Below are 22,887 nucleotides of genomic sequence, written 5' to 3'. Positions count from 1 at the left end.
CTCGGCAGGTCAGGTCGCCGACATCGAACAGGCCGCAGCACTGATCCAGGATCAGCCGGCCGAATTCATCGTGGCCGACAAGGGCTACGATTCGGATGCCTTCGTCGAAACAATTACGACGCAGGGCGGTCAGGCGGTAATCCCGCCGCGTTCCAACCGACTCAACCCCCGCTCGTTCGACCGGCATATCTACAAGAGCCGCAATCTGATCGAGCGTTTCTTCGCTCGCATCAAGCAATTCAGACGCATCGCCACGCGTTACGACAAGCTCGCCCACTCCTTCCTGTCGTTCGTCCATCTGGCTTGTTCCATCGTCTGGTTGGCTTGATTGAGAACAGACCCTAGGGAAAACGGCGCGTAGACGAGGCGCAGCTCGTGCCGGGGGCGGAAGGCGTAGGTAAAGGTCAGACGCCCCGCCGCATAGGGGCCGCTGCCCGTCAGCTCGGCCAAGTCGAAACGGGTGCCCGTGGCATCGTTGGGAATCTGCACCTTGTTGCGCGATTGCCAGACGCCGCCGCCTTCGAGTTCAATGGAAAAGCGTGGGTCCGGCTCCTGGGCGGCGGCGCCCGCCGCCAGCAGTGAAGTGGCCAGCCCAAGCCAGCGTACGTTGCTTGCCATGCTTCGCCCTCCTCCAGTCCGACAACGGTGGAGTGCCGGTCCGCGTGGACTTGCAGCACGCGGGTGCGGCGCGTCAAGTCAAGTCAAGTATAGTCCCTGAGAGACGGATTCGACAGGCGCAGCATGCCGGCCGTGCCGGGATCATCGCAGCGCCCGGCCGCAGCCCCGGTAGCGCTTGCCGTCCAGCGTGACCGCCACCGTAGTCGCGAAGACCGCGCCGCTCATGTCATCGCGGCAGGGCCGGTCCACCAGCCGCGCCGTGAGCGCCTGACCGCCGGCCCGGGCCCGGTACAGCACCGCCCCGGGCTCCCGCTCCAGCCGCGCCGCCGCAAAGGCATGGCGGGTCCGGCCGTAATCCGTCACGAAGAGCAGCCCGCCGTCCCGGCCGATTTCCAGATACCAGCCCGGCTCGTTGCCCAGCGCCCGAAAAACCACGCCGCGCAGCCGGGCATCCTCCCAGGCGTCACCCACCGGGCGGCCGCCGCATTGGCTGTAGCGGCGCGTCCCCAGGTCCAGCAGCGCGCTGCTGCCCTTGCCCCAGAAGGTCACCGTCCCGTCGCTGTAGCGGATGCCGGAAGCGGCGATCACCTGCGGCAAGGTCAAGCTGCCTTCGGGCAGGAAGAGCCTGACTTGGGTGCTCGCGAAATGCACCAGGAAGCGATAGCCGCCCTCGCATTCGTAGACGTAGGAGCGTACGGCATCGGCAGCTGCCTGCGGGCGGGGCAGCTCGGGCGGCTGGTGCGCACAGCCGGCCAGCAGAGAGACGCTCAGCGCCGCGCCGAGATGCCGCCAAGGCCAGAACCGAACAGGCCGGACCGCCGTCATTGCAGCTCGCAGAAGATCTCGGCCATGGCCGGATCGCCATGCCGGTTGCCGGAACAGCGCCCGGCGAAAGGCTTCGCGGTCCGCGCCAGCGCGCCGATTTCGGCCACCCTGAGCAGCTTCCAGCCGGCCTCCTCGCCGCCGCGGCTGCCGCCGGCGACCTGGTAGCAGCGCAGCAACTCGTCTCCATCCCGGTCCCGGCCGTAGGCGTAGGGCTCCACGATCCGGGCAAAGCCTTGATAGCGGAGTTCGAGCAGCACGCGATCGCGGATCGCTTCGCAGATGAGCGTTTGCATACGGATGCCTCTCGTTCGATGTGCCGCATGCGGAGCGGGCAGCGCGATATCCGGCCCAACCGCGCCGCTGCCGCCGGCCGCAGGAGCGGGCTGGCCCATGCTTGCTTGCCCACCGGCACGGCGGATCGCGGGCCAGCCCGCTCCTGCACACCAACATGCCAGCCCGCCAGGCTTGGCATGGCACCGCCCCCGCCCGGCATGCCCGCCCCCGCCGGGCGCATGCCGGGTGAAGGGCTAGCGTGGGCGATCCCCGTCGGTTCGCGCGGCCGTGACGCTGCCCGTGCTGGTAGGAGCGGGCTGGCCCGCGATCGGGTTGGTCGAGCGGCACCGTTATCGCGGGCCAGCCCGCTCCTACAGTCCATGAGCAGCGCGGCCAGTTCGCTGCCGGGGCAGCGGTGGCACGACGCCCGCGTTCCCCGAGTACCCTCTCGCTGGGAGCGGGCCGGTTAGGAGCCAGGCAGCCTGATTGCGGACAATTTCCAGGACAAGCCGTCGCGGAGGAACACCATGGTCAACTCCCGCTTCGGATCCACCTTGTCGGATACCCTCACCGCGAACCGGTTGAACGTTTCATAGCCCATTTCAAGCACAGGATCGGCCTCGCTCGCGCCAAGCCCGCCTCGTTGGGCGCCTGCGCCCGCCTGCCTGCCGGGGTCCGGCTGGCGCCCTTTCATCATGGCCGCCAGCCCCTCGGGGGACACGAGCGCATCGATCATGGGATTGATGATGACGCCGGCCATGGCCACGCCAAGCGCCGCGAATGCGTCATCCTCTCTCGCCATCTGTCGTGTCATCTCAGCAGCAAGGCTGGCCTTCAAGCTCGCCTTGAGTGCCGGAAAGTCGACGTGGTCGGCCAGCGCCACCGCATCTCCGCTTTCCGCCGCGCTTTTCATGCTGCGGACGGCCAGATACGGGGCCGCGTAAATCCAGCCGGCAGCGAGCAGGACGATCACACCCAGCATCAGCTTCTTGTTCTTTGTCACGCGGAATCCTCCCTTGTGAAGAATGCCAGCCCCGAGCTTGGCAGAGATGCGGCTCGGGGATGCTTTTTCCACCGGAGCATGATAGCTTATCGGGCGCCGTTCCTCCGTTGTCCACTTGGTCAAGGAAGTTCCCGTGCAGCACCTCAACTCCCCCCGGCGCAACCGCGTCATCTTCGTCGTCCTCATCGGCCTGTTCAGCTTCGCCGCGCTGCGCATCGCCATGGCCCTCGGTCTGGAGCCGACCGCCGCGACCCAGGCCAACGTCGTCACCGGCGCCATGTTCGGCGCGACCCTGGCCCTCGGCGGCACCTACGCCATGCGCGCGCCCCTGCCCTTTTTCGGTGCGGTCATCGTGCTCGGGCTGGTGACCGGGCTGGTGCACCGTTTGCTGGGCATCGGCTGACGCCTGCGGGGAGTTCACTGGTCACGTCCCAGCACTGGCGGTGCCGGGACGTCCAGGCTTCGGTGGCGGGTGGTCCCGGCAGCGTCAGCCGTCTGAGCTGCTGGACCGCGGCGGGAGTGAAGTCCGGCTGGCAGGATGCGTCAGGAGCGCCGCGCCATCTCCGCCGCCCGCCATTCGTGGGCGAGCCTGTCGAGGATGCCGTTGACGAAGCGGTGGCCCTGTTCGGCGCCGAAGCGCTTGGTGAGTTCCAGGGCCTCGTTGATGACGACGCGGTAAGGCACGTCGAGGCGATGGGCGAGCTCGAAAGCGCCGAGGCGCAGGATGGCGCGCTCGACCTCGCTGATCTCGTCCCACTTGCGGTCGCTGAGCTTGCCGCGGATGGCGGCGTCGAGCTCGTCCGCATGGGAGGTCACGCCCCGCCATAGCTGCTGGAAGAACTGCAGGTCGGCGCCCTGCACTTCCTCGTCGGCCAGGAACTGGGCCTCGACCTGGGCGGGATCGCCGGGGTTGAGTTGCCACTGATAAAGGGCCTGCATGGCTGCCTCGCGGGCCAAACGTCTACTTCCGCTCATACCAACCTCTGTGCGCCGTGGAAACTGCGCTTGCGCTGTCCCCTTTGGCAGCCCGAATGCCCGTTTTGTTCAAACTGCTCATAGCTTTTTGAGCAGGTTCACCATCTCGATGGCGGTCATGGCGGCATCGACGCCCTTGTTGCCCGCCTTGGTGCCGGCGCGCTCGATGGCCTGCTCGATGGTGTCCGTGGTGAGCACGCCGAAGACCACGGGGATGCCCGAGTCCATGCTGGCCTGGGCCACGCCCTTGGCCGCCTCGCCGGCGACGTAGTCGAAGTGGGGCGTGCCGCCGCGGATGACCGCGCCCAGACAGATGACGGCGTCGTAGCGCCCGCTCATGGCCAGCTTCTTGGCCACCAGCGGGATCTCGTAGCTGCCCGGCACCTTGACCACCTCCAGATCCTCGGCGCGGGCGCCGTGACGCAGCAGCGCGTCGATGGCCCCCGCCTGCAGGTGCTCGGTGATGAAGCTGTTGAAGCGCCCCACCGCCAGGGCGAAGCGCGCCCCGGCGACCTGCAGATCCCCTTCTATGCTCTTGATTTCCGCCATGTCGCTATTCCTCGTTTGCGGCCCCGAAGGGCTGTTGTCCCACGATCTCCAGGCCGAAGCCCTTGATGCCGTGGAGTTTTTTTTCACTGTTGCTCAGCAGGACGGCGCGCCGCACCCCGAGATCGGCCAGGATCTGCGCGCCGATGCCGTAGTTGCGCAAGGACTCGCCCTCGCCCGGCTCCGGCAGCAGGCCGCGGCGCAGCAGCTCCAGGTCGCGGACCTGGTTCGCCAGCGCCTGGCCGCTCTCCGGATTGCGAATGTATACCAGGGCGCCGCGCGGCGCGCGGGCAATGGCGGCCAGGGCCGCCTGCACGCCCGGTCCGCAGTGGTCGCCGCCGCCGAAAAGGTCGCAGAGGGCGGACTGGGCCTGCACGCGCACCAGCACCGGCTCCTCGCCGGCCGCTGACAGCTCGCCCCAGGCGAGGGTCAGGTGCGTTTCCTGGTCCACCCGGCTGTGGTAGGCGTGCAGGATGAAGGTGCCGTGGGGCGTGGGCCAGGGCGTGCTGGCGACGCGCTCGACCAGGGGCTCGCGGCTGCGACGGTAGGCGATGAGATCGGCGATGGTGCCGATCTTCAAGCCATGCTGCCGCGCGTAGGGTATGAGGTCGGGCAGGCGCGCCATGCTGCCGTCCTCGTTCAGGATCTCGCAGATCACGCCGAAGGGCTTGCAGCCCGCCAGTCGCGCCAGGTCGCCGGCGGCCTCCGTGTGGCCGGCGCGGGTCAGCACGCCGCCCGGCTGGGCCATGAGCGGAAAGATGTGCCCGGGCATGATGATGTCGTCCGGCCCGGCCTCGTCGGCGATGGCGGCCAGGATGGTGGTGGCGCGGTCGGCGGCGGAGATGCCGGTGGTCACGCCCCGGGCGGCCTCGATGGAGACGGTGAAGTTGGTGGCGAAGGGCGTGCGATTGCTGCTGACCATGAGCGGCAGGGCCAGCTGCTGGCAGCGCTCCGGGGTCAGGGTCAGGCAGATCAGGCCGCGGCCGTGCTTGGCCATGAAGTTGATGGCCTCGGGGGTGACGTGCTCGGCGGCCATGACGAGATCGCCCTCGTTCTCGCGGTCCTCGTCGTCCATGAGCACGACCATGCGCCCGGCGCGGATCTCCGCCAGGATTTCTTCGATGGGGCTGATTTGCATGTGCGACATCAGGCGAAGCCGTGCTCGGCGAGGAATTCGGGGGTGAGGCCGTCGGCCTCGCGGCTGACCAGCCGTTCCAGATAGCGGGCGATGAGATCCACCTCCAGGTTCACCCGGGTGCCGGCGCGCCAGGATGCGGCCGTGGTCTGGGCCAGGGTGTGCGGGATCAGGTTGAGATCGAAGTAGCCGCCCTGCACCGCGTTCACCGTGAGGCTGATGCCGTCCACGCAGATGCTGCCCTTGGCGGCGATATAGCGGCGCAACTCCCGGGGCGCATGGATGCGGTACACCACCGAGCGCCCGGCCGGCGACAGGTCCACCACCTCGCCGACGCCATCCACGTGGCCGGCCACCAGGTGGCCGCCGAGGCGGTCGGCCAGGCGCAGGGCCTTTTCCAGATTGACCCGGGTGTCGAGCTGCAGGTCGCCGAGGATGGTCTTGGCCAGGGTCTCCTGGGATACGTCCACCCAGAAAGCGTCGGGCAGCAGCTCGGTGGCGGTGAGGCAGACGCCGGAGACGGCGATGCTGTCGCCCAGCTTGACGTCGCTCATGTCCAGGGCGCCTGCGTCGATCAGCAGGCGCATGTCGCCGCCCTGGGGCTGCTTGGCCCGGATGCGGCCCACTGCTTGGATGATGCCGGTAAACATAGTCTCAACCGCTCCGATCAGTGCGTGCCGTGGGCACGCAGGCCCAGAATGCCCACGGCAATCAGGCCGATGAAAAAGAGGCGCGAGGCATCGCGGGCCTCGCCGAAGAGCACGATGCCGAGGATGCTGGTGCCCACCACGCCGATGCCGGTCCACACGGCGTAGGCGGTGCCGATGGGCAGGCTCTTCAGGGCCAGGGCGAGCAGGTAAAAGCTCAGGACCATGGCCGCCACGGTGACGGCGCTCGGCCCCAGGCGCGTGAAGCCCTCGGTGTACTTCAGGCCCACCGCCCACACGATTTCGCAGAGTCCCGCCAGAAAGAGATACAGCCACGCCATGACTTTCCCGCCGTCAGCTTCGAGGCCGCAGCAGCAGCTTGAGATCCTCGCCCAGCAGCTCGTGCCGCAGGCACTGCCACAAGGATACCTGATCCAGTGCCGCATAGGGTCCCAGATGCGCCAGCGGCAGGCCATCGTGGCCCAGTAGCTTGGGCGCCAGATACAGCACCAGCTCGTCCACCCAGCCGCCCTCGATCAGGGCGCCGGCCAGGGTCGGCCCGCATTCCGCCAGCACCTCGTTGATCTCGCGCGCCTGCAGGGCCTGCCAGACCGCGTCGAGCGCCAATCCGCGCGCCGCCGGCGCTACCGCCTGCAGCTGCGCCCCGGCTGCCCGCAGGGCCGCCTGCCGCGCGGCCGGCGCCCCGGGGCCGTGCAGGATCAGCACCGGCCCGGCCGCCATGAAAAGACGCGCCGCAGGCGGCGTGCGCAGCTCGCGGTCCAGCACCACCCGCAGCGGCTGGCGCAGGACCGTCTCGCCGTCCAGGCGCGGATCGAGCCGCGGATCATCGGCCAGCACCGTGCCGATGCCGGTGAGGACGGCGGCGCTGCGGGCGCGCAAACGCTGCACGTCGGCGCGCGCGGCCGGGCCGGTGATCCACTGGCTGACGCCGTTGCCGAGCGCCGTGCGGCCGTCCAGGCTGGCGGCCAGCTTGAGCCGCACCCAGGGCCGTCCGCGCTGCATGCGGCTGATGAATCCGGGATTCAGGGCAGCCGCCTGCTCCGCCAGCAGGCCCACCTCCACGGCGATGCCCGCCGCCCGCAGGCGCGCGATGCCCTGCCCCGCCACCTGCGGGTTGGGGTCCTGCATGGCCACCACCACCCGCGCCACCCCCGCCGCCACCAGGGCGTCGGCGCAGGGCGGCGTGCGGCCGAAATGGCTGCACGGCTCCAGGGTCACGTAGCAGGTGGCGCTGCGCGCCGCCTCGCCCGCCGCGCGCAGGGCGTGCACCTCCGCATGGGGAGTGCCGGCCTGGGCGTGATAGCCCTCGCCGACGATGCGCCCGTCGCGCACCAGCACGGCGCCCACGCGCGGATTGGGATCGGTCCCGTAGAGCCCCCGCTCCGCCAAGGCCAGGGCACGCGCCATGTACTCGGCATCCGCGCTCAAGCGCCGCCTTTCTTCTCCGGCAGCAGGCTCAGCTGCTGCGCGTCGTTCTCTTCGTAGGCCCGACGCAGGCGCTCGATTTCGGCGCTGAACGCTTCCACGTCCTCGAAGCGGCGGTAGACCGAGGCGAAGCGCACGTAGGCCACCGGGTCCAGCTCGCGCAGGGCCTCCATCACGTAGCCGCCGATCAGTCGCGAGGGCACCTCGCGCTCGCCGGTCTCGCGCAGGCGCTTCTGGATGGCGCGCGCCGCCGCGTGCACCTTCTGAGTGTCCACTGGCCGCTTGGACAGCGCGCGCTGCAGGCCGCGCAACAGCTTCTGCTCGTCGAAGGGCTCGCGGCGCCCGTCGGACTTGACCACGGTAGGCATGGCCAATTCCACCCGCTCGAAGGTGGTGAAGCGCGAGCCGCAGGCGGGGCACTCGCGCCGCCGGCGCACGCTGCTGCCCTCGTCGGCCAGACGCGAGTCGACGACGCGGGTGTCTTCGTGGTTGCAGAAGGGGCAGCGCACGGATGCTCCCTAGCGTCTCTTTAGCCGTAGACGGGGAAACGGCGGCACAGTTCCACCACCTCGCCCGCCACCCGCTCGGCAATGCCCGCGTCGTCCGGGGCGTCCAGCACGTCGCCGATCCAGTTGGCCAGATGATGCATTTCCGCCGTGCCGAAGCCGCGGCTGGTCACCGCCGGCGTGCCGATGCGGATGCCGCTGGTGACGAAGGGCGAACGGGTATCGAAGGGCACGCCGTTCTTGTTCACCGTGATGTGGGCGCGACCGAGGGCGGCTTCGGCGTCCTTGCCGGTCAGGCGGTCGCCCAGGTTGACCAGGAAGAGATGGTTGTCGGTGCCGCCGGACACGATGCGATAACCGCGCGTGGCCACGCCCTTGGCCAGGGCCTGGGCGTTGTCGATGACCTGCTGCTGATAGGCCTTGAACTCGGGAGCCAGGGCCTCGGCGAAGGCCACCGCCTTGCCGGCGATCACGTGCATCAGCGGGCCGCCCTGCAGGCCGGGGAAGATCATGGAGTTCACCGCCTTGGCGTACTCCTCCCGACACAGGATCAGGCCGCCGCGCGGGCCGCGCAGGGTCTTGTGGGTGGTGCTGGTGACGAAATCGGCGTGCGGCACCGGGCTCGGGTGCAGGCCGGCAGCCACCAGGCCGGCGATGTGGGCCATGTCCACCATCAGATAGGCGCCCACCGCGCGGGCGATCTCGCCGATGCGGGCGAAATCAATGATGCGCGAGTAGGCGCTGGCGCCGGCCACGATCATCTTGGGCTTCTCGCGCTCGGCCAGCTCGGCCATGGCATCGTAGTCGATGCGCTCGTCCTCGGCGGCAACGCCGTAGGCCACCACCTCGAAGAGCTTGCCGGACAGATTCACCGGTGCGCCGTGGGTCAGGTGGCCGCCGTGGGCCAGGTTCATGCCCATGATCTTGTCGCCGGGCTTGAGCACGGACAGATAGACCGCCTGGTTGGCCTGGGAGCCGGAGTGGGGCTGGACGTTGGCGTGCTCGGCGCCGAAGAGCTGCTTGGCGCGGTCGATGGCCAGCTGCTCCACCTGGTCCACGTACTCGCAGCCGCCGTAGTAGCGCTTGCCAGGATAGCCTTCGGCGTACTTGTTGGTCAGCACCGAGCCCTGCGCCTCCATGATGCGGGGACTGGTGAAGTTCTCGGAAGCGATGAGCTCGATGTGATCTTCCTGGCGCCGGGCCTCGCCGGTGATGGCGGCCCACAGGGCCGGATCGAAATCCGCAATATTCATCTTCTTGGAAAACATGGTGCCTCTCCGCCAACCCCGCGTCAGCTGGCCGCTGTGTTATGATGGAAAAGTGGGTAAATTAGGAAACTCTTCAAATTACGTGAAAGCAGGCAAAACCGCAAGCCGATCGCTGCGCCCAAAACTACCGTGACGACAACTCCCGCCAAGCCCCAAGCCGCCGCCCCCCCGGGCCGCTTCAACATGGACGCACTGCAATTGCAGTGCGCCGCCGCCTGCCTGGCAGATGCCCTGCGGGGGGCGAGGCTCACCGAGGTACGCAGCGCACCCGGCGGCATCGTGCTGACATTCGGCACCCGCGACCTGCTGCTGCAGATCGCCCGCGCGCCACTGGGCCTCTGGCTGGCCGACGCCCTGCCCGAGGCCGAGTCACCCCCCTTCGCCAACCTGGCGCGCCAGCAGCTCCAGGGACTGCACCTGCAGGCCATCGACGCGCCCCATCCGGACCGGGTGCTATGCCTGCGTTTCGAACGGCGGCACATCAGCGGCCGGCGCGACCAGCGCACCCTGGTGGCGGAGTGGCTGGGACAGCGCAGCAACCTCGTCCTGCTGGAAGGCGACGGGCGAATGCGCTTCGCCTGGCGCTGGGACGAGGTCACGGCGGCGGAAGCGCGCATCCTGCCGCAGCAACCCTACCGTCCCCCGGCCGGCATGGGTGGCGAGCGGCTCTGGTTCATCGCGCCGCGCCTCCGTCCCCCACTGCCTCCGGCAGCCCAGGACGATCTGGCCGCAACGGCCGAAGCGGCGCGGCGGCAGTGCCGACCCTGGCACCGCCTGCGGCGGGACGACCACGACCTGCTGTATCCCATCGTCCTGCCCGGCTGGGATGAGCTCGGCCCGGCCGACTTCCTGACGGGCTGGCCGGCCTTCCTGCGCGAGCGCACCGGCGCGCATGCGCAGGCACCGCTGCAGACGGCGCTGCGACAGCGGCTGCGGCAGCTCGTCCACCGCGAAAGCGAGACGCTGCGCAAGGTGCGCGCGGATGTCGAGCGCCTGCAGGACCCGGCCCGCTATCGGCGCTGGGGACAGGCCCTCTACACCCTGCCCGACCGGATTCCGCAAAGCGATGCGGTGGAGGCGCTGGACTACAACGCCGAGCCGCCCGCCGCCATCCGGGTGCCGGTCACGCCCGGCCTGCCGCTGCATCAGCAGGCCGAAGGCTACTTCAAGCAGGCGCGCAAGGCCGAGCGCGGCCTGGCCCAGGCCCTGGAGCGGCAACGGGCGCTGGAGGACCGGCTCGCCGCGCTGCAGGCGCTCAGCAGGGAGCTGGACAGCGGCGAAGGCACGCCGGCAAGTATCGCCGCGCGCCTGGAAGCCCTCCATCCGCCGGCCGAGACCGGCAAGACGAAGCCGCGCGCCGCCCGCGCAGGCAACGGCAATGCCGAGCCCCTGCGCGTCAGCGTGGACGGCTACGAGATCCTGGTCGGGCGCAGCGCCCGCCAGAACGAAACCATCACCTTCAAGCTCGCCCGCCCCTGGGACATCTGGCTGCACGTGCAGGACCATCCGGGCGCCCACGTGCTGATCCGCATGCCCAAGCAGGAAAAGCGCCCGCCGGACCGGGTGCTGGCCCAGGCCGCCGCCCTGGCCCTGCGCCACAGCCCGCGCGCCGGCCAGGCCGCCGACGTGGACTGGACCCAGGCCCGTTTCGTCACCCGCAAGCCAGGCGGCGGCCCGGGGCAGGTGCTGTATCGGGAGTTCAGGACCTGGCGCGTGGATGTGGATGCGGGAGCATGATGCGCTGCGGCTCGGCATGAGAGAAAACCGGCGGAGCGCAGCCAGCAGATGTTGGGAATCGGAACGGCTAATGTCCCCGACGCGCAGCGATCCGCCGCCACCGGTCCGCTTTGCGGGTCAATGGCGAATTGCGCGACTCGGCGGGGCAAAGGAATCATAGCCCTAACCGCATCCGGCGGGAGGGACTACTGGAGGCGTGTAGGAGCGGGCTGGCCCGCGATAGACTGAATCGCCTGCCAAGGAATCGCGGGCGAGCCCGCTCCCACGGCCAGCGGCGGCGGCGCGGTCCAGGGGCAATGGCCGGGCACCCGCCCTATCAGCCTTCCCCCTGCCCGGCGCGAGCGGTGCCGCGCCAAGCCTGGCGGGCTGTCATCCTGGCTTGTAGGAGCGAGCTGGCTCGCGATCAGCCGTGTCGATTGGCGAGCAATCGCGAGCCAGCTCGCTCCGACAGCCGACGGCGGCAGCGGGGCTCTGGGTTGCCTTTGCCGTTTCCACCCCGTTGTCCCGTCGAGTTGCGCGAGCCGCAGGCGAGAGCAGCCCACGGGAGTGGCAAAACGACCAACGGGAGTTTCGCGAGCCGCAGGCGAGAGCGAGCGCAGTGAACGGCAAAACGACCAGCGGAAGTTTACCGCTGCGCTTTCGGCGCCTATGGCGCCTCAGGCAACGGGCGCGGCCCGTTTTCGCGAGCGCAGCGAGAGCGAACGCAATGAGCGGCAAAAAGCAGGTTGCTGGCGGGCGCAGCCCGCTCCTAACCCCAACCCGTTGGGCGGCACAGGCCCAGCTCAATCTAGCCGCCTACCAGCGACCGCTCCTCGAACCGCCAGCAGGCGGGCCAGCCCGGGAGGCCGGCCAGCGACCCCGCGCACCCACTTCCCTCTTGTATCCTGCCCTTGTTTATATAAATATAACCGGGTCCATTTATAACCTGACCAGGAAGAAGCATGGGCTCAGCGACCGATATCCAGACCCTACAAGGCATCAAGCTCAACACCGTCCGCCAGGCGATCTCCAGCGACTGCTATCAGCGCTCCACCAGGAAAGCCCTGGGCTGGTACGCCTTCGACCTTGTCCTCTATCTGAGCGCCATGTGGGGCGTCTTTGCCAGCCACAGCCCGTGGCTGAAGCTCTTTTTCGGCCTGCTGGCCGGCTGCACCGTGGCTTTCATGTTCGTGTGGGCCCACGATGCCGCCCACGGCGCGCTCTTCAAGAGCAAGCGCGTGGCCGAGGTGCTGGGCACGATTTTCATGCTGCCTTCGCTGCAGATGTATCGCCTCTGGGCCTTCGGCCACAACCGCGTGCACCACAGCTTCACCTCTTTCAGTCCGGTGGACTGGATCTGGCGTCCGCTGACGCCGGCGGAATACGCCAGCCGCTCGCCGTGGCAGCGCTTCATCTATCGGCTGGAGCGCAGCCCCTACAGCTGCGCCCTGCACTACCTGCTGCGCGTCTGGTGGCCCGGCATGGTGCGCTTCAAGCCGGACGCCAACACGGAGGACCGCCATCTCCTCACGCTGAACAAGCTGATCACGCTGGTCTTCTTTCTGGCCTTCTCGGCGCTGGCCTATGCCTACGCGGGCGGCATCGTGGGCGTGATCGCCGCGGTCATCGTACCGTGGCTGGTCTTCAACTACTTCATCGCCCTCTTCATCTTCCTGCACCACACCCACCCGCAGATCCCCTTCTTCGACTCGCGGCAGGAGTGGACCAATACCCTCGGCCAGCTCTATTGCAGCACGGTGGTGCGCTGTTCTCGCCTGAGCGAAATGCTGATCCACAACATCATGGTGCACACGCCGCATCACGTGGACCCGCGCATCCCCTTCTACAACCTGAAGCGCGCCTACGCCGACCTGAAGCGGGAGTACGGCTCGTACATCCACGAGTACCGCTTCCGCTGGTCCACGGTGCGGCACATTTTCAAAAGCTGCCAGCTCTATGACTTCGAGAACAAGGTGTGGTACAGCTTCCGGCAGGGCGCCGCGCTGGTCCGCAACAACGCCCAAGGGGATTTGAGCCGCGCCGCCGGCGCTTGAGAGACAGTGATCGGTGAAACGTGATTCGTGATTCTGATCCGGGCACTGCCGGCTCACGTTTCATGATTCACGTTTCACTCTCCAGACGCCGCAGATGCTTGCGCGTCAGGGCGTGAAAGCGGGGGGTGGGACCCACGTCCTCGTAGATGGGATCGCCTTGGTCATCCTCGGCGATCACGCGCGCGCCCTGCACGTAGGGCAGCGAGGTCTCCAACTCGTCCAGCGCCGCGCTCAAAAGCTCGGCGATGAGCTCCCGCTCGCTGCGGAGCGGATACATCTCCGCCAGGGCGGCGATGCGCGCGGCATCGCGCAGCGGCAGCCGGATCGCCAGTTCGTGTGCCGTCAGTCTGGTGCTGGCGTGCTTCTCCCAAGTATCGATCAGTTCCTTCACCTTCATGGCGCCTCCTGTTCGGAACCAAGGCTCTGCGAAGTGATATGCGGCCCAGGGCGAACGACCAGCGTCTGCTCGCCGCTCTCATCCAGGCCTTATCGCGGGCAAGCCCGCTCCTACAAGTGGCCCCGGCGCCGCTCGCCCCGCAGGAACGGGCTTGCCCGCGATCGCGTCACCTCCACCGGCAACACCCGCCCGCCTAGATGCGCGCCCCGTCCTCCCGGTCGCCGGCGCGGATCAGCTTGGTCTTCAGCACGTGCTCGCGCTTCAGGCCCAGCCACAGGGTCACGGGACTGGCGATGAAGATGGAGGAATAGGTGCCGACGATGATGCCGATCACCAGGGTCACGGCAAAGGGCTGGATCACCGGGCCGCCGAAGAAGAGCAGCGCCAGCACCACGAGCAGCGTGGTCAAGCTGGTCATGATGGTGCGGGACAGGGTGGAATTGACGCTCATGTCCAACACCTCCACCACCGACTTGTTGCGCTGCTGCACCAGGTATTCGCGGATGCGGTCGAAGATCACCACCGTATCGTTGATTGAATAGCCCATCACCGCCAGCAGCGCGGCCAGGGTGGTAACGGAAAATTCCATGCCGCTGACGCTGAAAAAGCCCAGGATCAGGATGGGGTCATGCAGCAGCGCAACGATGGAACCCACGGCGAAGCGCCACTCGAAGCGGATGCTCACGTAGATCAGGATGCCGAGAATCACCAGCAGCAGGGCCAGCAGGCCCTGGGTGGCCAGTTCCTGGCCCACGTGCGGGCCCACGAACTCCACCCGCCGGATCTCCAGGCCTTGACCGCCGGGCGTTTGCTGCAGGGCGGCGGACACCCGGGCGCTGAGCGCCGTGCTGCTGGCCTGGCTGCCGCCCGGCAGGCGGATCAGCACGTCCTGAGGCGAGCCGAAGGTCTGCACCACCGCGTCGCCGAAGCCGTTGCGCGCCAGTGCCTCGCGCACTTGGGAAACGGATGCCGCCTGCTGGTAGCGCACCTCGATGAGCGTGCCGCCGGTGAAGTCGATGCCGAGATTCAAGCCCTTGGTAAACAAGGCAACGAGACTGCCCAGCACCAGGATGGCGGACAGGATGGCGAAATGGACGCGCCGGTCCATGAAGCGGATTTGCGTGCTGCCTTTGAAGAATTCCATGGGCGATCCTCAGATATAGAGCTTCTGCAAGCGCCGGCGGCCCATCACGAACTGGATGACCGCGCGGCTCACCATGACCGCGGTGAACATGGAGGTCAGGATGCCGATGCTCAGCACCACCGCGAAGCCGCGCACTGGGCCGGTGCCGAACTGGAAGAGCACGAGGCCGGCGATCAGGGTGGTGATGTTGGAGTCGATGATGGTGGTCATTGCGCGCTCGAAGCCGGCGTCCACCGCGGCGCGCGGGCTCATGCCGTTGCGCAGCTCCTCGCGGATGCGCTCGTAGATGAGCACATTGGCGTCCACCGCCATGCCCACGGTCAGCACAATGCCGGCCATGCCTGGCAAGGTCAGGGTGGCGCCCAGCAGCGACAGGGCGGCGATGATGAGCACCACGTTGAGGGCGAGCGCCAGATTGGCCACCAGGCCGAAGAGCCGGTAATAGAAAGTCATGAAGGCCAGCACCACCAGCATGCCGATGATGATGGAGTTGATGCCCTGCTCGATGGAGTCCTGGCCCAGGCTCGGCCCGACGCTGCGCTCCTCCACCACCGCCACCGGCGCCGGCAGCGCGCCGGCGCGCAGCATGATGGCCACCGAGTGGGCCTCCTGGGTGTCGGCGAAGCCGTTGATCTGCGCCCGCCCGCCGGTGATGGGCTCGTTGATGACCGGCGCGGTGATGACCTTGTCGTCCAGCAGGATGGCCATGCGCTTGCCGACGTTTTCGGTGGTCAGGCGCGAGAAGATGCGCGTGCCGCGACCATCGAAGCTGACGTTGACGATGGCCTGGCCGGTCTGCTGATCGATGCCGGAACCGGCATCGCTGATGAACTCGCCGGTCAGCACCGTGTGCGTCTTCAGCAGATAAGGCTGGCCGTCGCGGCCGTAGTAAAGGGCATCGCCGGCCGGCACGCTGCCGCCCACGGCGGCAGCCACATCGTGCTCCTCGTCGACCATCTTGAACTCGAGCTGCGCAGTGGAGCCGATGATCTGCTTAGCGCGGGCGGTGTCCTGCACGCCCGGCAGTTGCACGGCGATGCGGTCGATGCCTTGGCGCTGGATGACCGGCTCGCTCACGCCGAGCTGGTCGATGCGGTTGCGGATGGTGATGATGCCCTGCTCCACCGCGAACTTGCGCAGACGCTCCTTTTCCGCGTCGGTCAGGGTGACGCGCAGAAAAAGGCCGTCGGGCGTGCGCTCCGGCAGGAGGGCCAGTTCGGGATAGCGCTCGCCGAACTCGCGGCCGGCAGCGTCGAGGGCGGCCTGATCGTTCAGCTTGATGCGCAGCGCCTGTGCGCCCTCGCGCTCCACCCGCAGGTACTGGATGCCCTTCTCGCGCATGAAGACGCGCAACTCGTCCACGTAGCGATCGACGGCGCGGTTGATCGCCACCTCCGTCTGCACCTGCAGGAGCAGGTAGACACCGCCGCGCAGATCCAGGCCGAGATTCACCGGCTTGGCGCCAAGGGCCTGCAGCCAGCCCGGCGCGGCGGACAGGGAGGCCAAGGCCACTTCCGTCTGCGCCGGCAGGCGCTGGCGCAGGAGCACCTGGGCGCTGGCCTGGGACTCGGCATCAGGGAAACGCGCCCGGATCTCGCCGCCGCCTTGCCGCACCTGCAGATACGGAATGCGCGCCTGCTGCAGCAGAGACTCGACCTGCGCCGGGCTTGGAGCCGCAGTGCCCTGGGGCGCCTTGATCTCCAGGGCCGGATCGGTGCCGTAGACGTTGGGCAGGGCGTACAGGAAGGACGGAATGAGTACCGCCAGAATCAGCAGATACTTCCACAGCGGATAACGATTCATGCAGCGCGTTCCTTAGGCAGGGCGGAATGGAGCGAGGGTCCGGCGTTCAGGTCTTTTTCAGCGAACCCTTGGGCAGCACCAGGGTCACCGCCTGCTTCTGCACCTTGACCACCACGCCGTCGGCCACTTCCAGCCCGAGGAAATCGTCGCCCACGTTGACCACCCGCCCGGCCAGGCCGCCGTTGGTCACCACCTCGTCGCCCTTGGCCAGCGACTCCACCAGCTGCTTCAGCTCCTTGGCCCGCTTCATCTGGGGGCGGATGAGGAGAAAGTAGAAAATGGCGAAGATGACCAGCATCGGCGCGAGCTGCAGCAGCAGGTTGGGCTCCTGCGGCGCGGCCGGCGCCTGGGCATAGGCGGAAGAGATCAAGCCAAGATCAAAACTCATCGCAGTTCCTTTTATACATTTTCCGAATGTGTTGCGCGGCCCGCTCAGGCCAGCGGCGGCACGGCCTGCCCGCGGCGGGCGTAGAAGTCCGCCACGAAGTCTGCCAACTGGCCGCTGGCGATGGCCTCCCGCAGGCCGCGCATGAGATCCTGGTAGTAGTGCAGGTTATGAATGGTGTTCAGGCGCGCCCCCAGGATCTCCCGGTTACGCTGCAGATGGCGCAGGTAAGCCCGGCTGTAATAGCGACAAGTGTAGCACGTACAGGCCGGATCGGGCGGCGCGGTATCCAGTTCATAACGGGCGTTGCGTAGCTTAACCGTCCCTTCGCGGGTAAACAACCAACCGTTGCGGGCGTTGCGGGTCGGCATGACGCAATCGAACATGTCCACGCCGCGCCGCACCGCCTCGACGATGTCCTCGGGCGTGCCCACGCCCATGAGGTAGCGGGGCTTGTCGGCGGGCATCTGCGGCACCAGGGCGTCGAGGGTGGCGAGCATCTCGTCCTTGGACTCGCCCACCGACAGGCCGCCGATGGCGTAGCCGTCGAAGCCGATGGCCTGCAGGCCCTCCAGGGAGCGCGCCCGCAGGTCCGCGTACATGCCGCCCTGCACGATGCCGAAGAGCGCGCCGTCGCCGTCGTAGGCCGCGCGCGAGCGGCCCGCCCAGCGCAGGCTCAGTTCCATGCTCCGACGCGCGGTTTCATGATCGGCCGGATAGGGCGTGCACTCATCGAAGATCATGACGATGTCCGAGCCCAGGCGTTTCTGCACGGCCATGGATTCCTCGGGGCCCAGGAACACGGCGCGGCCGTCCACCGGCGAGCGGAACTTCACGCCGGCCTCGGTGATCTTGCGCAAGGCTCCCAGGCTGAAGACCTGGAAGCCGCCCGAGTCGGTCAGGATCGGCCCGTCCCAGTGCATCATGCGGTGCAGATCGCCGTGCGCTTCCACCACCTCCAGGCCAGGCCGCAGCATCAGGTGGAAGGTGTTGCCCAGGATGATGTCGGCGCCGAGCGTGCGCAGCTCTTCCGGGGTCATGGCCTTGACCGTGCCGTAGGTGCCCACGGGCATGAAGGCCGGCGTGCGCACCTCGCCGCGCCGCAGGCGGATCAGGCCGGTGCGCGCCGCGCCGTCGCGGGCATGGATGTCGAAGCGCAGCGGCCCGTCAGCCACGTTCCGCTCCCAGGGAAGCCCGCTCCGGCGTCACGAACATGGCATCTCCATAACTGAAAAAACGGTACTCCCGCGCCACCGCGTGGGCATAGGCCGCCAGCGTTTGCGTCTGGCCAGCGAAGGCGCAGACCAGCATCAAGAGGGTGGACTCGGGCAGATGGAAGTTGGTGATCAGGGCGTCGACCACGCGGAAGCGGTAGCCTGGATAGATGAACAGGCGCGTCTCGCCGGCATAAGGCCGCAGCTCGCCGTCCGCGGCCGCCGCCTCCAGGGCGCGCAGGCTCGTGGTGCCCACCGCCACCACCCGCCCGCCGCGCCGGCGGGCGGCCGCCACCGCCGCCACGGTGGCGGGCGGCACCTCCAGGTATTCGGCATGCATGTGGTGCTCGCGGATGTCCTCCACGCGCACCGGCTGGAAGGTGCCGGCGCCGACGTGCAGGGTGACGCTGGCCTGCGCCACCCCGTGCTCGGCCAGGGTCGCCAGCAGCGCCTCATCGAAGTGCAGCCCGGCCGTCGGCGCGGCCACGGCGCCCGGGCGGCGGGCGTAGACCGTCTGGTAGCGCTCCAGATCCGCCGCCTCCGGCTGGCGCGCGATATAGGGCGGCAGAGGCACTTCGCCATGGGCGGCCATCAGCGCCGGCCAATCCCGGTCGGGCGGGCTTTCCAGCAGGAAGAGATCGCCCTCGCGCTCCCGCACCCGCACGCTGACGCCCGCCGCCAGGATCACCTCGCCGCCCGGCCGCAGGGGCTTGGAGGCGCGCGCCTGGACCCAGGCCAGATGCGGCGCCGCCAGGCGCTCCAGCATCAGCTCCACCGCGCCGCCGGTATCCTTGCGGCCGTGGAAGCGGGCCGGGATGACGCGGGTATCGTTGAAGACCAGCAGATCCCCCGGCCGCAGCAAATCCGGCAGCTCCCGGAAAAGGCGGTCCTCCAGGCGGCCGCTGGCCCCTTCAAGATGGAGCAGCCGGGAGGCGCTGCGCTGCGGCAGGGGCGCCTGGGCGATCAGATGTTCAGGCAGATGATAGCTAAATTGACTCTTCTTCACGTTGGCGCTTCGGATAAATTTGCACGCGCAGTATACGCGGCCCCTGCATCTCGCGCACGAGCACGTCGAAATCGTCGAAGGCCACGCGCTCGCCCGGCTGCGGCAGGCGCTCCAGGCGCCACATGACGAGCCCGCCCATGGTATCCACCTCCTCGGCGGGGATTTCGATGTCCAGCTCGCGCTCCAGGGTATAGATGGGCAGGCTGGCCGCGCCCAGGAAGCTGCCGTCCGGCAGCCGCTGCCAGCCGCTCTTCTGGCGCTGGAACTCGTCCTGGATCTGGCCCACCAGGGCTTCCAGGATGTGCTCCATGGTGATGAAGCCGGTCACCGTGCCCAGGTCGTCCGTCACCACGGCGAAATGGGATTCTCCTTCGCGAAAGCGCCGGAACAGGTCGAAGGCCGGCAGGTCGCGCGGCACCACGGCGATGGGCCGCATGAAGACGCCCAGGTCGCTCAGCGAGTCGCCGCGGCGCTGGGCGGCGAAGAGGTCCTTCACGTGCACGATGCCGATCACGTTGCTGCGATCCTCCTCGCAGACGGGGTAGCGCGTGTAGCGGTAGCGGTCCATGGTGGCGATGTTGTCCGCCGCCGGCTTGTCCACGAAGAGGCAGACCATGTCCGCCGCCGGCCGCATCAGCTCGCCGGCGGTCAAGTCGGAAAAGTCCAGCGTGCGGGCCAGGATCTCCCCCGCTTCGCCGATCAGCTCCCCCTGGGCATGGCTGGACATCACGATCATCTTCAACTCCTCGGGGGAGTGGGGGCGCTCCTCCTCATGGGCCATTTCCTGGCCCAGGGTCCTCAAGATGAAGTTGGCGCTCTGGTTGAGCAGCCAGATCGCCGGATACATGAGCCAGTAGAAGCTGTACAGGGGCACGGCGGTCCACAGGGATACCGGCTCCGGCTGGCGGATGGCCATGGATTTGGGTGCCAACTCGCCCAGCACGATGTGCAGGTAGGAAATGAGAAAAAAGGCAAAGGCAAAGGAGATGCCGTGCACCACGGCGGGCGACTCGACCCCGAGCGTCAGCAGCGGGCCCTCCAGCAGACGGGCAAAAGCCGGCTCGCCGATCCAGCCCAGGCCCAGAGAGGCCAGGGTGATGCCCAATTGACAGGCGGACAGGTAGGCGTCGAGATGGGCATGCACCTGGGCCAGGATGCGGCCGCGCAGTCCGTGCTCGCGCGCCATGGTCTGCACGCGGGTGGCGCGCATCTTGACCATGGCGAATTCGGCGGCCACGAAAAAGCCGTTGAGCAGCACCAGCGCAAAGGCCAGGAATACCAGCAATAGATCGTTCATACGCGCTTTCTAACATGTCTCCCTGGCAAAAACCACCGATGCCCCAATCCACCTTGCGCAGCCCGAGGCTTCGTACTACAATTTTCGGTTCTTGGCCGGGGTGGCGGAATTGGTAGACGCGCCGGACTCAAAATCCGGTGGTGGTGACACCGTGTCGGTTCGACTCCGACCCTCGGTACCAGACGCAAAGGCCCGGCGTGGCAACGCCGGGCCTTTTTTCGTAGCCGCGCCGCGTTCAGACGAACAGCCGGTCCGTGCCCAAAAGCGCTTCGAATGCATCGGCCGGCATCGGCCTGCCCGTCCAGTAGCCCTGCACCAGATCGCAGCCCATCTCCTTCAGGCAGGCGAACTGTTCCCGCGTCTCCACCCCTTCGGCCGTCACCCGCCGCCCCAGGGCGCCCCCCAGGGCGACGACGGCGCCGACGATGGCCCGGTCGTCGGGGTCGCTGACCACGTCGCGCACGAAGGCGCGATCGATCTTGATTTCGCGGGCGGGCAGCCGCTTCAGGTAAGCCAGCGAGGAGTAGCCGGTGCCGAAATCGTCGATGGCAATGCCCACCCCCATGGCCACGCACTCCTGCATCATGGCATAGCCCACTTCAGGCCGCTCCATGGCCACGCTCTCCGTGACCTCCAGCTGCAGCTGGCACGGGGCGATACGGCTCTCCGCCAGGATCTGCGCCAGTTTGGCCACCAGATCGGGATCCTGGAACTGGCGCGCTGACAGGTTCACGGCCACGTGCAGCTCATGCCCGGCACGATGCCAGCGCTGCGCCTGCCGGCAGGCCTCGCCCAGCACCCATTCGCCGATGGGCAGGATCAGCCCCATCTCCTCGGCCAAGGCAATGAACTCGACCGGCCCGCGCAATCCGCGCTCCGGATCCTGCCAGCGCAGCAGGGCCTCGGCGCCGACGATCCGACCACTGTGGAAATCCACCTTGGGCTGGTAATGCAGGACGAACTCGCTGCCGTCCAGGGCGCGCTGCAGCCCGCGCTTCAGGAGCGAGCGTTCCAGCATCAGGGGGGCCACGGAACGGCCGAAGAGCCGGTATTTGCCGCCGCCTTCCTTCTTGGCCGCGTACATGGCGGCATCGGCATGGCGCAAGAGGGTGGAGACATCCTGGCCGCAGCCCGGGAACTGGGCAATGCCGATGCTGCCGTTGAGCTGCAGCTGCATGTGGTCAAGCTCGAAGGGGACGTTCAGCACCGCCAGCAGGCGCTCCGCCACGGTCAGCACGCTTTCCAGGCCGTCCACCCGCGGCAGGAGCACGACGAACTCGTCACCGCCCCAGCGCGCCAGGGTATCCTCCTCCCGCAGGCAGCTGCGCAAGCGGCGCGCCGCCAGCTGCAGCAGCACGTCGCCCACCTCGTGCCCGAGAGTATCGTTGACCTCCTTGAAGCCGTCCAGGTCCAGGAAGAGCACGGCCAACTGATTGCCGTGGCGCCTGGCCTGGGCGATGGCCTGCAGCAGACGCTCCTCCAGACTGCGCCGGTTGGGCAGATCCGTCAGCACGTCATGCATGGCCTGATGCAGGACCTGCGCCTCCAGCGCCTTGCGCCGGCTCAGATCGCTGAACACGGCCACGTAATTCTGCACGGCGCCTGCATCGTCCCGGATGGTGGCGATCTGCAGCCACTGCGGATACACCTCGCCGCTCTTGCGCCGGTTCCAGATCTCGCCGCTCCAGTGCCCTTCCCGCAGCAGGGCCGACCACATCAGCTCATAGAATGCCTTGTCATGCAGCCCCGAGCTCAGGATGCCGGGAGTCGCGCCCAGGATTTCGGCCGCGGTGTAGCCGGTGATGCGGGTAAAGGCCGGATTGACATGCTCGATCAAGCCCTGGGCATCGGTGATCAGAATGCCCTCGTAGAGATGCTCGAAGACCAGCGCCGTTTTGCGCAGGGCCTCCTCCTGCTGCTTCGCCTGCGTGACGTCCACCACGCAGCCGTGCTGGCGCACCACCTTGCCGGCATCGTCGAGCGCCGGGAAGACATAGTTGTCCAGCCAGCGCACACTGCCGTCGCGGTGATGGAATCGCGCCTGATAGCGGCCGGGAGAACGATCCCGCACCACCTGCTCATGGATCAGCAGCGCCGCCTGCCGATCTGCATCCAGCAGCCGGCTGAACCAGAGGTCGGGATTGCCTTCGAATTCGCCGGCATCGAAGCCGGTCAGGGCATGGGCCGCCCGGCTGATGAAGTGGATGCGCCGCAAGCCGGCGTCCGCGCTCCAGAATGCCAGCGGGGCCAGGTTGATGATCTCCGCGAACTCCTCCGCACTGCCGCTCATCCTGTCTTCCCCGCCCATTGCAGCTCCCCGCGCCCTCATGCCCGGCCGGCGCCAGGATCAGCGCATGGCCGCTTCACCGCCTGCACCGGACGTGCGGCAGTCCCGTCAGGGGACACGGCAATGCGCAACAGGGAGGCGACTCGGAAGGGTAACATCAGACTTTGTCAATTTAAGAAAATACTAACGGCTACTTTAATCTCATGAAGCAAAGGAACACAAGCGATTCAGGCCCGGCAGCCAGAGCACCGCCTCGTCGGCGACGCCTGATCCGACCGAAGGCGCCCAGGCCACCCGCGACGGCCAACCGTCCGCGTGGCGGCAGGCCGATCCACGCGCCTT

General features: G+C 67.9%; 24 protein-coding genes and 1 tRNA gene. 5 read left to right on the top strand and 20 right to left on the bottom strand.

What is annotated here, in order from left to right:
• Nucleotides 1-328, top strand: a 328-nt coding sequence (locus G579_RS0111330; protein ID WP_028990065.1) for an IS5 family transposase, incomplete at its 5' end; no start/stop codon positions are given.
• Here G579_RS0111330 and G579_RS19075 read toward each other — a convergent pair.
• From G579_RS19075 to G579_RS18340, 4 genes are all read right to left on the bottom strand, one after another.
• Nucleotides 259-618: a hypothetical protein gene (locus tag G579_RS19075; protein WP_155989818.1), complete on the bottom strand. Its 360-nt coding sequence runs from the start codon at nucleotides 616-618 to the stop codon at nucleotides 259-261. The two genes, G579_RS0111330 and G579_RS19075, sit on opposite strands and share 70 nt — an antisense overlap.
• Before the next feature lie 141 nt (nucleotides 619-759).
• A complete protein-coding gene (locus tag G579_RS19225) occupies nucleotides 760-1,443 on the bottom strand; it encodes an MliC family protein (RefSeq protein ID WP_051181465.1) in 684 nt (227 codons plus the stop codon).
• Complete coding sequence (locus G579_RS19220; RefSeq protein ID WP_038019584.1) at nucleotides 1,440-1,736, bottom strand: hypothetical protein; 297 nt, start codon at nucleotides 1,734-1,736, stop codon at nucleotides 1,440-1,442. The genes G579_RS19225 and G579_RS19220 overlap by 4 nt, the downstream gene beginning before the upstream one ends.
• 446 nt (nucleotides 1,737-2,182) lie before the next feature.
• On the bottom strand, nucleotides 2,183-2,719 hold the full coding sequence (locus tag G579_RS18340) for a DUF2939 domain-containing protein (protein ID WP_051181462.1): 537 nt from the start codon (nucleotides 2,717-2,719) through the stop codon (nucleotides 2,183-2,185).
• Between the two features lie 133 nt (nucleotides 2,720-2,852).
• On the opposite strand from G579_RS18340, the gene G579_RS19215 reads away from it, so the two are divergent.
• The gene (locus G579_RS19215) at nucleotides 2,853-3,122 is read left to right on the top strand and encodes a hypothetical protein (protein ID WP_028990283.1); all 270 of its coding nucleotides are present in this window, start codon (nucleotides 2,853-2,855) and stop codon (nucleotides 3,120-3,122) included.
• 140 nt (nucleotides 3,123-3,262) lie between these two features.
• On the opposite strand, the gene nusB is transcribed toward G579_RS19215, so the two are convergent.
• The 8 genes from nusB to glyA form a co-directional block, all read right to left on the bottom strand.
• A complete protein-coding gene (gene nusB, locus G579_RS0111305) occupies nucleotides 3,263-3,694 on the bottom strand; it encodes a transcription antitermination factor NusB (protein WP_028990282.1) in 432 nt (143 codons plus the stop codon).
• Nucleotides 3,695-3,772: 78 nt separating this feature from the next.
• Nucleotides 3,773-4,243, bottom strand: coding sequence for a 6,7-dimethyl-8-ribityllumazine synthase (ribH, locus tag G579_RS0111300; protein WP_028990281.1), 471 nt, complete (start codon nucleotides 4,241-4,243; stop codon nucleotides 3,773-3,775).
• A 4-nt stretch (nucleotides 4,244-4,247) separates the two neighbouring features.
• Complete coding sequence (ribB, locus tag G579_RS0111295) at nucleotides 4,248-5,378, bottom strand: 3,4-dihydroxy-2-butanone-4-phosphate synthase (protein ID WP_038019600.1); 1,131 nt, start codon at nucleotides 5,376-5,378, stop codon at nucleotides 4,248-4,250.
• Between the two features lie 8 nt (nucleotides 5,379-5,386).
• On the bottom strand, nucleotides 5,387-6,025 hold the full coding sequence (locus G579_RS0111290) for a riboflavin synthase (protein WP_028990279.1): 639 nt from the start codon (nucleotides 6,023-6,025) through the stop codon (nucleotides 5,387-5,389).
• 17 nt (nucleotides 6,026-6,042) lie between these two features.
• Nucleotides 6,043-6,363 (bottom strand): quaternary ammonium compound efflux SMR transporter SugE, encoded by a 321-nt coding sequence (sugE, locus tag G579_RS0111285; protein ID WP_028990278.1) that lies wholly within the window; start codon nucleotides 6,361-6,363, stop codon nucleotides 6,043-6,045.
• A 13-nt stretch (nucleotides 6,364-6,376) separates the two neighbouring features.
• The gene (ribD, locus tag G579_RS0111280) at nucleotides 6,377-7,471 is read right to left on the bottom strand and encodes a bifunctional diaminohydroxyphosphoribosylaminopyrimidine deaminase/5-amino-6-(5-phosphoribosylamino)uracil reductase RibD (protein WP_230973841.1); all 1,095 of its coding nucleotides are present in this window, start codon (nucleotides 7,469-7,471) and stop codon (nucleotides 6,377-6,379) included.
• A complete protein-coding gene (gene nrdR, locus G579_RS0111275; RefSeq protein WP_028990276.1) occupies nucleotides 7,468-7,977 on the bottom strand; it encodes a transcriptional regulator NrdR in 510 nt (169 codons plus the stop codon). The genes ribD and nrdR overlap by 4 nt, the downstream gene beginning before the upstream one ends.
• A gap of 20 nt (nucleotides 7,978-7,997) precedes the next feature.
• Nucleotides 7,998-9,242, bottom strand: a complete 1,245-nt coding sequence (glyA, locus tag G579_RS0111270) for a serine hydroxymethyltransferase (protein WP_028990275.1) — start codon at nucleotides 9,240-9,242, stop codon at nucleotides 7,998-8,000.
• A gap of 129 nt (nucleotides 9,243-9,371) precedes the next feature.
• On the opposite strand from glyA, the gene G579_RS0111265 reads away from it, so the two are divergent.
• A complete protein-coding gene (locus G579_RS0111265; protein ID WP_155989816.1) occupies nucleotides 9,372-10,979 on the top strand; it encodes an NFACT RNA binding domain-containing protein in 1,608 nt (535 codons plus the stop codon).
• Nucleotides 10,980-11,920: 941 nt separating this feature from the next.
• Nucleotides 11,921-13,012 carry a fatty acid desaturase gene (locus tag G579_RS0111260; protein WP_028990273.1) on the top strand — a complete coding sequence of 364 codons (1,092 nt, stop codon included), beginning with the start codon at nucleotides 11,921-11,923 and terminating at the stop codon, nucleotides 13,010-13,012.
• A gap of 67 nt (nucleotides 13,013-13,079) precedes the next feature.
• Here the strand turns inward: G579_RS0111260 and G579_RS0111255 are convergent, their stop codons facing one another.
• The 7 genes from G579_RS0111255 to G579_RS0111225 all read right to left on the bottom strand — a co-directional run bounded on the left by G579_RS0111255 (nucleotide 13,080) and on the right by G579_RS0111225 (nucleotide 20,258).
• The gene (locus G579_RS0111255) at nucleotides 13,080-13,409 is read right to left on the bottom strand and encodes a hypothetical protein (protein ID WP_028990272.1); all 330 of its coding nucleotides are present in this window, start codon (nucleotides 13,407-13,409) and stop codon (nucleotides 13,080-13,082) included.
• 193 nt (nucleotides 13,410-13,602) lie between these two features.
• Nucleotides 13,603-14,553: a protein translocase subunit SecF gene (gene secF, locus G579_RS0111250; RefSeq protein ID WP_028990271.1), complete on the bottom strand. Its 951-nt coding sequence runs from the start codon at nucleotides 14,551-14,553 to the stop codon at nucleotides 13,603-13,605.
• A 9-nt stretch (nucleotides 14,554-14,562) separates the two neighbouring features.
• Entirely contained in the window at nucleotides 14,563-16,356 is a 1,794-nt protein-coding gene (secD, locus tag G579_RS0111245; protein ID WP_028990270.1) for a protein translocase subunit SecD, read from the bottom strand.
• 46 nt (nucleotides 16,357-16,402) lie between these two features.
• Nucleotides 16,403-16,744 carry a preprotein translocase subunit YajC gene (yajC, locus tag G579_RS0111240; protein ID WP_028990269.1) on the bottom strand — a complete coding sequence of 114 codons (342 nt, stop codon included), beginning with the start codon at nucleotides 16,742-16,744 and terminating at the stop codon, nucleotides 16,403-16,405.
• Nucleotides 16,745-16,788: 44 nt separating this feature from the next.
• Nucleotides 16,789-17,901: a tRNA guanosine(34) transglycosylase Tgt gene (tgt, locus tag G579_RS0111235; RefSeq protein ID WP_028990268.1), complete on the bottom strand. Its 1,113-nt coding sequence runs from the start codon at nucleotides 17,899-17,901 to the stop codon at nucleotides 16,789-16,791.
• 7 nt (nucleotides 17,902-17,908) lie between these two features.
• Nucleotides 17,909-18,961 carry a tRNA preQ1(34) S-adenosylmethionine ribosyltransferase-isomerase QueA gene (gene queA, locus G579_RS0111230; protein WP_028990267.1) on the bottom strand — a complete coding sequence of 351 codons (1,053 nt, stop codon included), beginning with the start codon at nucleotides 18,959-18,961 and terminating at the stop codon, nucleotides 17,909-17,911.
• Complete coding sequence (locus G579_RS0111225) at nucleotides 18,942-20,258, bottom strand: hemolysin family protein (protein ID WP_028990266.1); 1,317 nt, start codon at nucleotides 20,256-20,258, stop codon at nucleotides 18,942-18,944. Before G579_RS0111225 ends, queA begins: the two co-directional genes overlap by 20 nt.
• Nucleotides 20,259-20,352: 94 nt before the next feature.
• Between G579_RS0111225 and G579_RS0111220 the strand changes: the two genes are divergently transcribed.
• Nucleotides 20,353-20,439: transfer RNA gene (locus G579_RS0111220), tRNA-Leu, on the top strand.
• 54 nt (nucleotides 20,440-20,493) lie between these two features.
• Here G579_RS0111220 and G579_RS17170 read toward each other — a convergent pair.
• Nucleotides 20,494-22,548, bottom strand: a complete 2,055-nt coding sequence (locus tag G579_RS17170; RefSeq protein ID WP_051181460.1) for a putative bifunctional diguanylate cyclase/phosphodiesterase — start codon at nucleotides 22,546-22,548, stop codon at nucleotides 20,494-20,496.
• Nucleotides 22,549-22,887 lie beyond the last annotated feature (339 nt).

This window comes from Thermithiobacillus tepidarius DSM 3134 (assembly GCF_000423825.1).
GTDB lineage: Bacteria > Pseudomonadota > Gammaproteobacteria > Acidithiobacillales > Thermithiobacillaceae > Thermithiobacillus > Thermithiobacillus tepidarius.
Note: the sequence above shows the minus strand (reverse complement) of the source record. Positions and strands in the feature narration are given on the sequence as shown.

What these genes read in the sequence shown, in the direction of transcription:
- G579_RS19075 (WP_155989818.1), bottom strand. Translation starts at nt 618, where the DNA reads ATGGCAAGCAACGTACGCTGGCTTGGGCTGGCCACTTCACTGCTGGCG.
- G579_RS19225 (WP_051181465.1), bottom strand. Translation starts at nt 1,443, where the DNA reads ATGACGGCGGTCCGGCCTGTTCGGTTCTGGCCTTGGCGGCATCTCGGC.
- G579_RS19220 (WP_038019584.1), bottom strand. Translation starts at nt 1,736, where the DNA reads ATGCAAACGCTCATCTGCGAAGCGATCCGCGATCGCGTGCTGCTCGAA.
- nusB (WP_028990282.1), bottom strand. Translation starts at nt 3,694, where the DNA reads ATGAGCGGAAGTAGACGTTTGGCCCGCGAGGCAGCCATGCAGGCCCTT.
- ribH (WP_028990281.1), bottom strand. Translation starts at nt 4,243, where the DNA reads ATGGCGGAAATCAAGAGCATAGAAGGGGATCTGCAGGTCGCCGGGGCG.
- ribB (WP_038019600.1), bottom strand. Translation starts at nt 5,378, where the DNA reads ATGCAAATCAGCCCCATCGAAGAAATCCTGGCGGAGATCCGCGCCGGG.
- G579_RS0111290 (WP_028990279.1), bottom strand. Translation starts at nt 6,025, where the DNA reads ATGTTTACCGGCATCATCCAAGCAGTGGGCCGCATCCGGGCCAAGCAG.
- sugE (WP_028990278.1), bottom strand. Translation starts at nt 6,363, where the DNA reads ATGGCGTGGCTGTATCTCTTTCTGGCGGGACTCTGCGAAATCGTGTGG.
- glyA (WP_028990275.1), bottom strand. Translation starts at nt 9,242, where the DNA reads ATGTTTTCCAAGAAGATGAATATTGCGGATTTCGATCCGGCCCTGTGG.
- G579_RS0111260 (WP_028990273.1), top strand. Translation starts at nt 11,921, where the DNA reads ATGGGCTCAGCGACCGATATCCAGACCCTACAAGGCATCAAGCTCAAC.
- G579_RS0111255 (WP_028990272.1), bottom strand. Translation starts at nt 13,409, where the DNA reads ATGAAGGTGAAGGAACTGATCGATACTTGGGAGAAGCACGCCAGCACC.
- secF (WP_028990271.1), bottom strand. Translation starts at nt 14,553, where the DNA reads ATGGAATTCTTCAAAGGCAGCACGCAAATCCGCTTCATGGACCGGCGC.
- secD (WP_028990270.1), bottom strand. Translation starts at nt 16,356, where the DNA reads ATGAATCGTTATCCGCTGTGGAAGTATCTGCTGATTCTGGCGGTACTC.
- yajC (WP_028990269.1), bottom strand. Translation starts at nt 16,744, where the DNA reads ATGAGTTTTGATCTTGGCTTGATCTCTTCCGCCTATGCCCAGGCGCCG.
- G579_RS0111225 (WP_028990266.1), bottom strand. Translation starts at nt 20,258, where the DNA reads ATGAACGATCTATTGCTGGTATTCCTGGCCTTTGCGCTGGTGCTGCTC.
- G579_RS17170 (WP_051181460.1), bottom strand. Translation starts at nt 22,548, where the DNA reads ATGAGCGGCAGTGCGGAGGAGTTCGCGGAGATCATCAACCTGGCCCCG.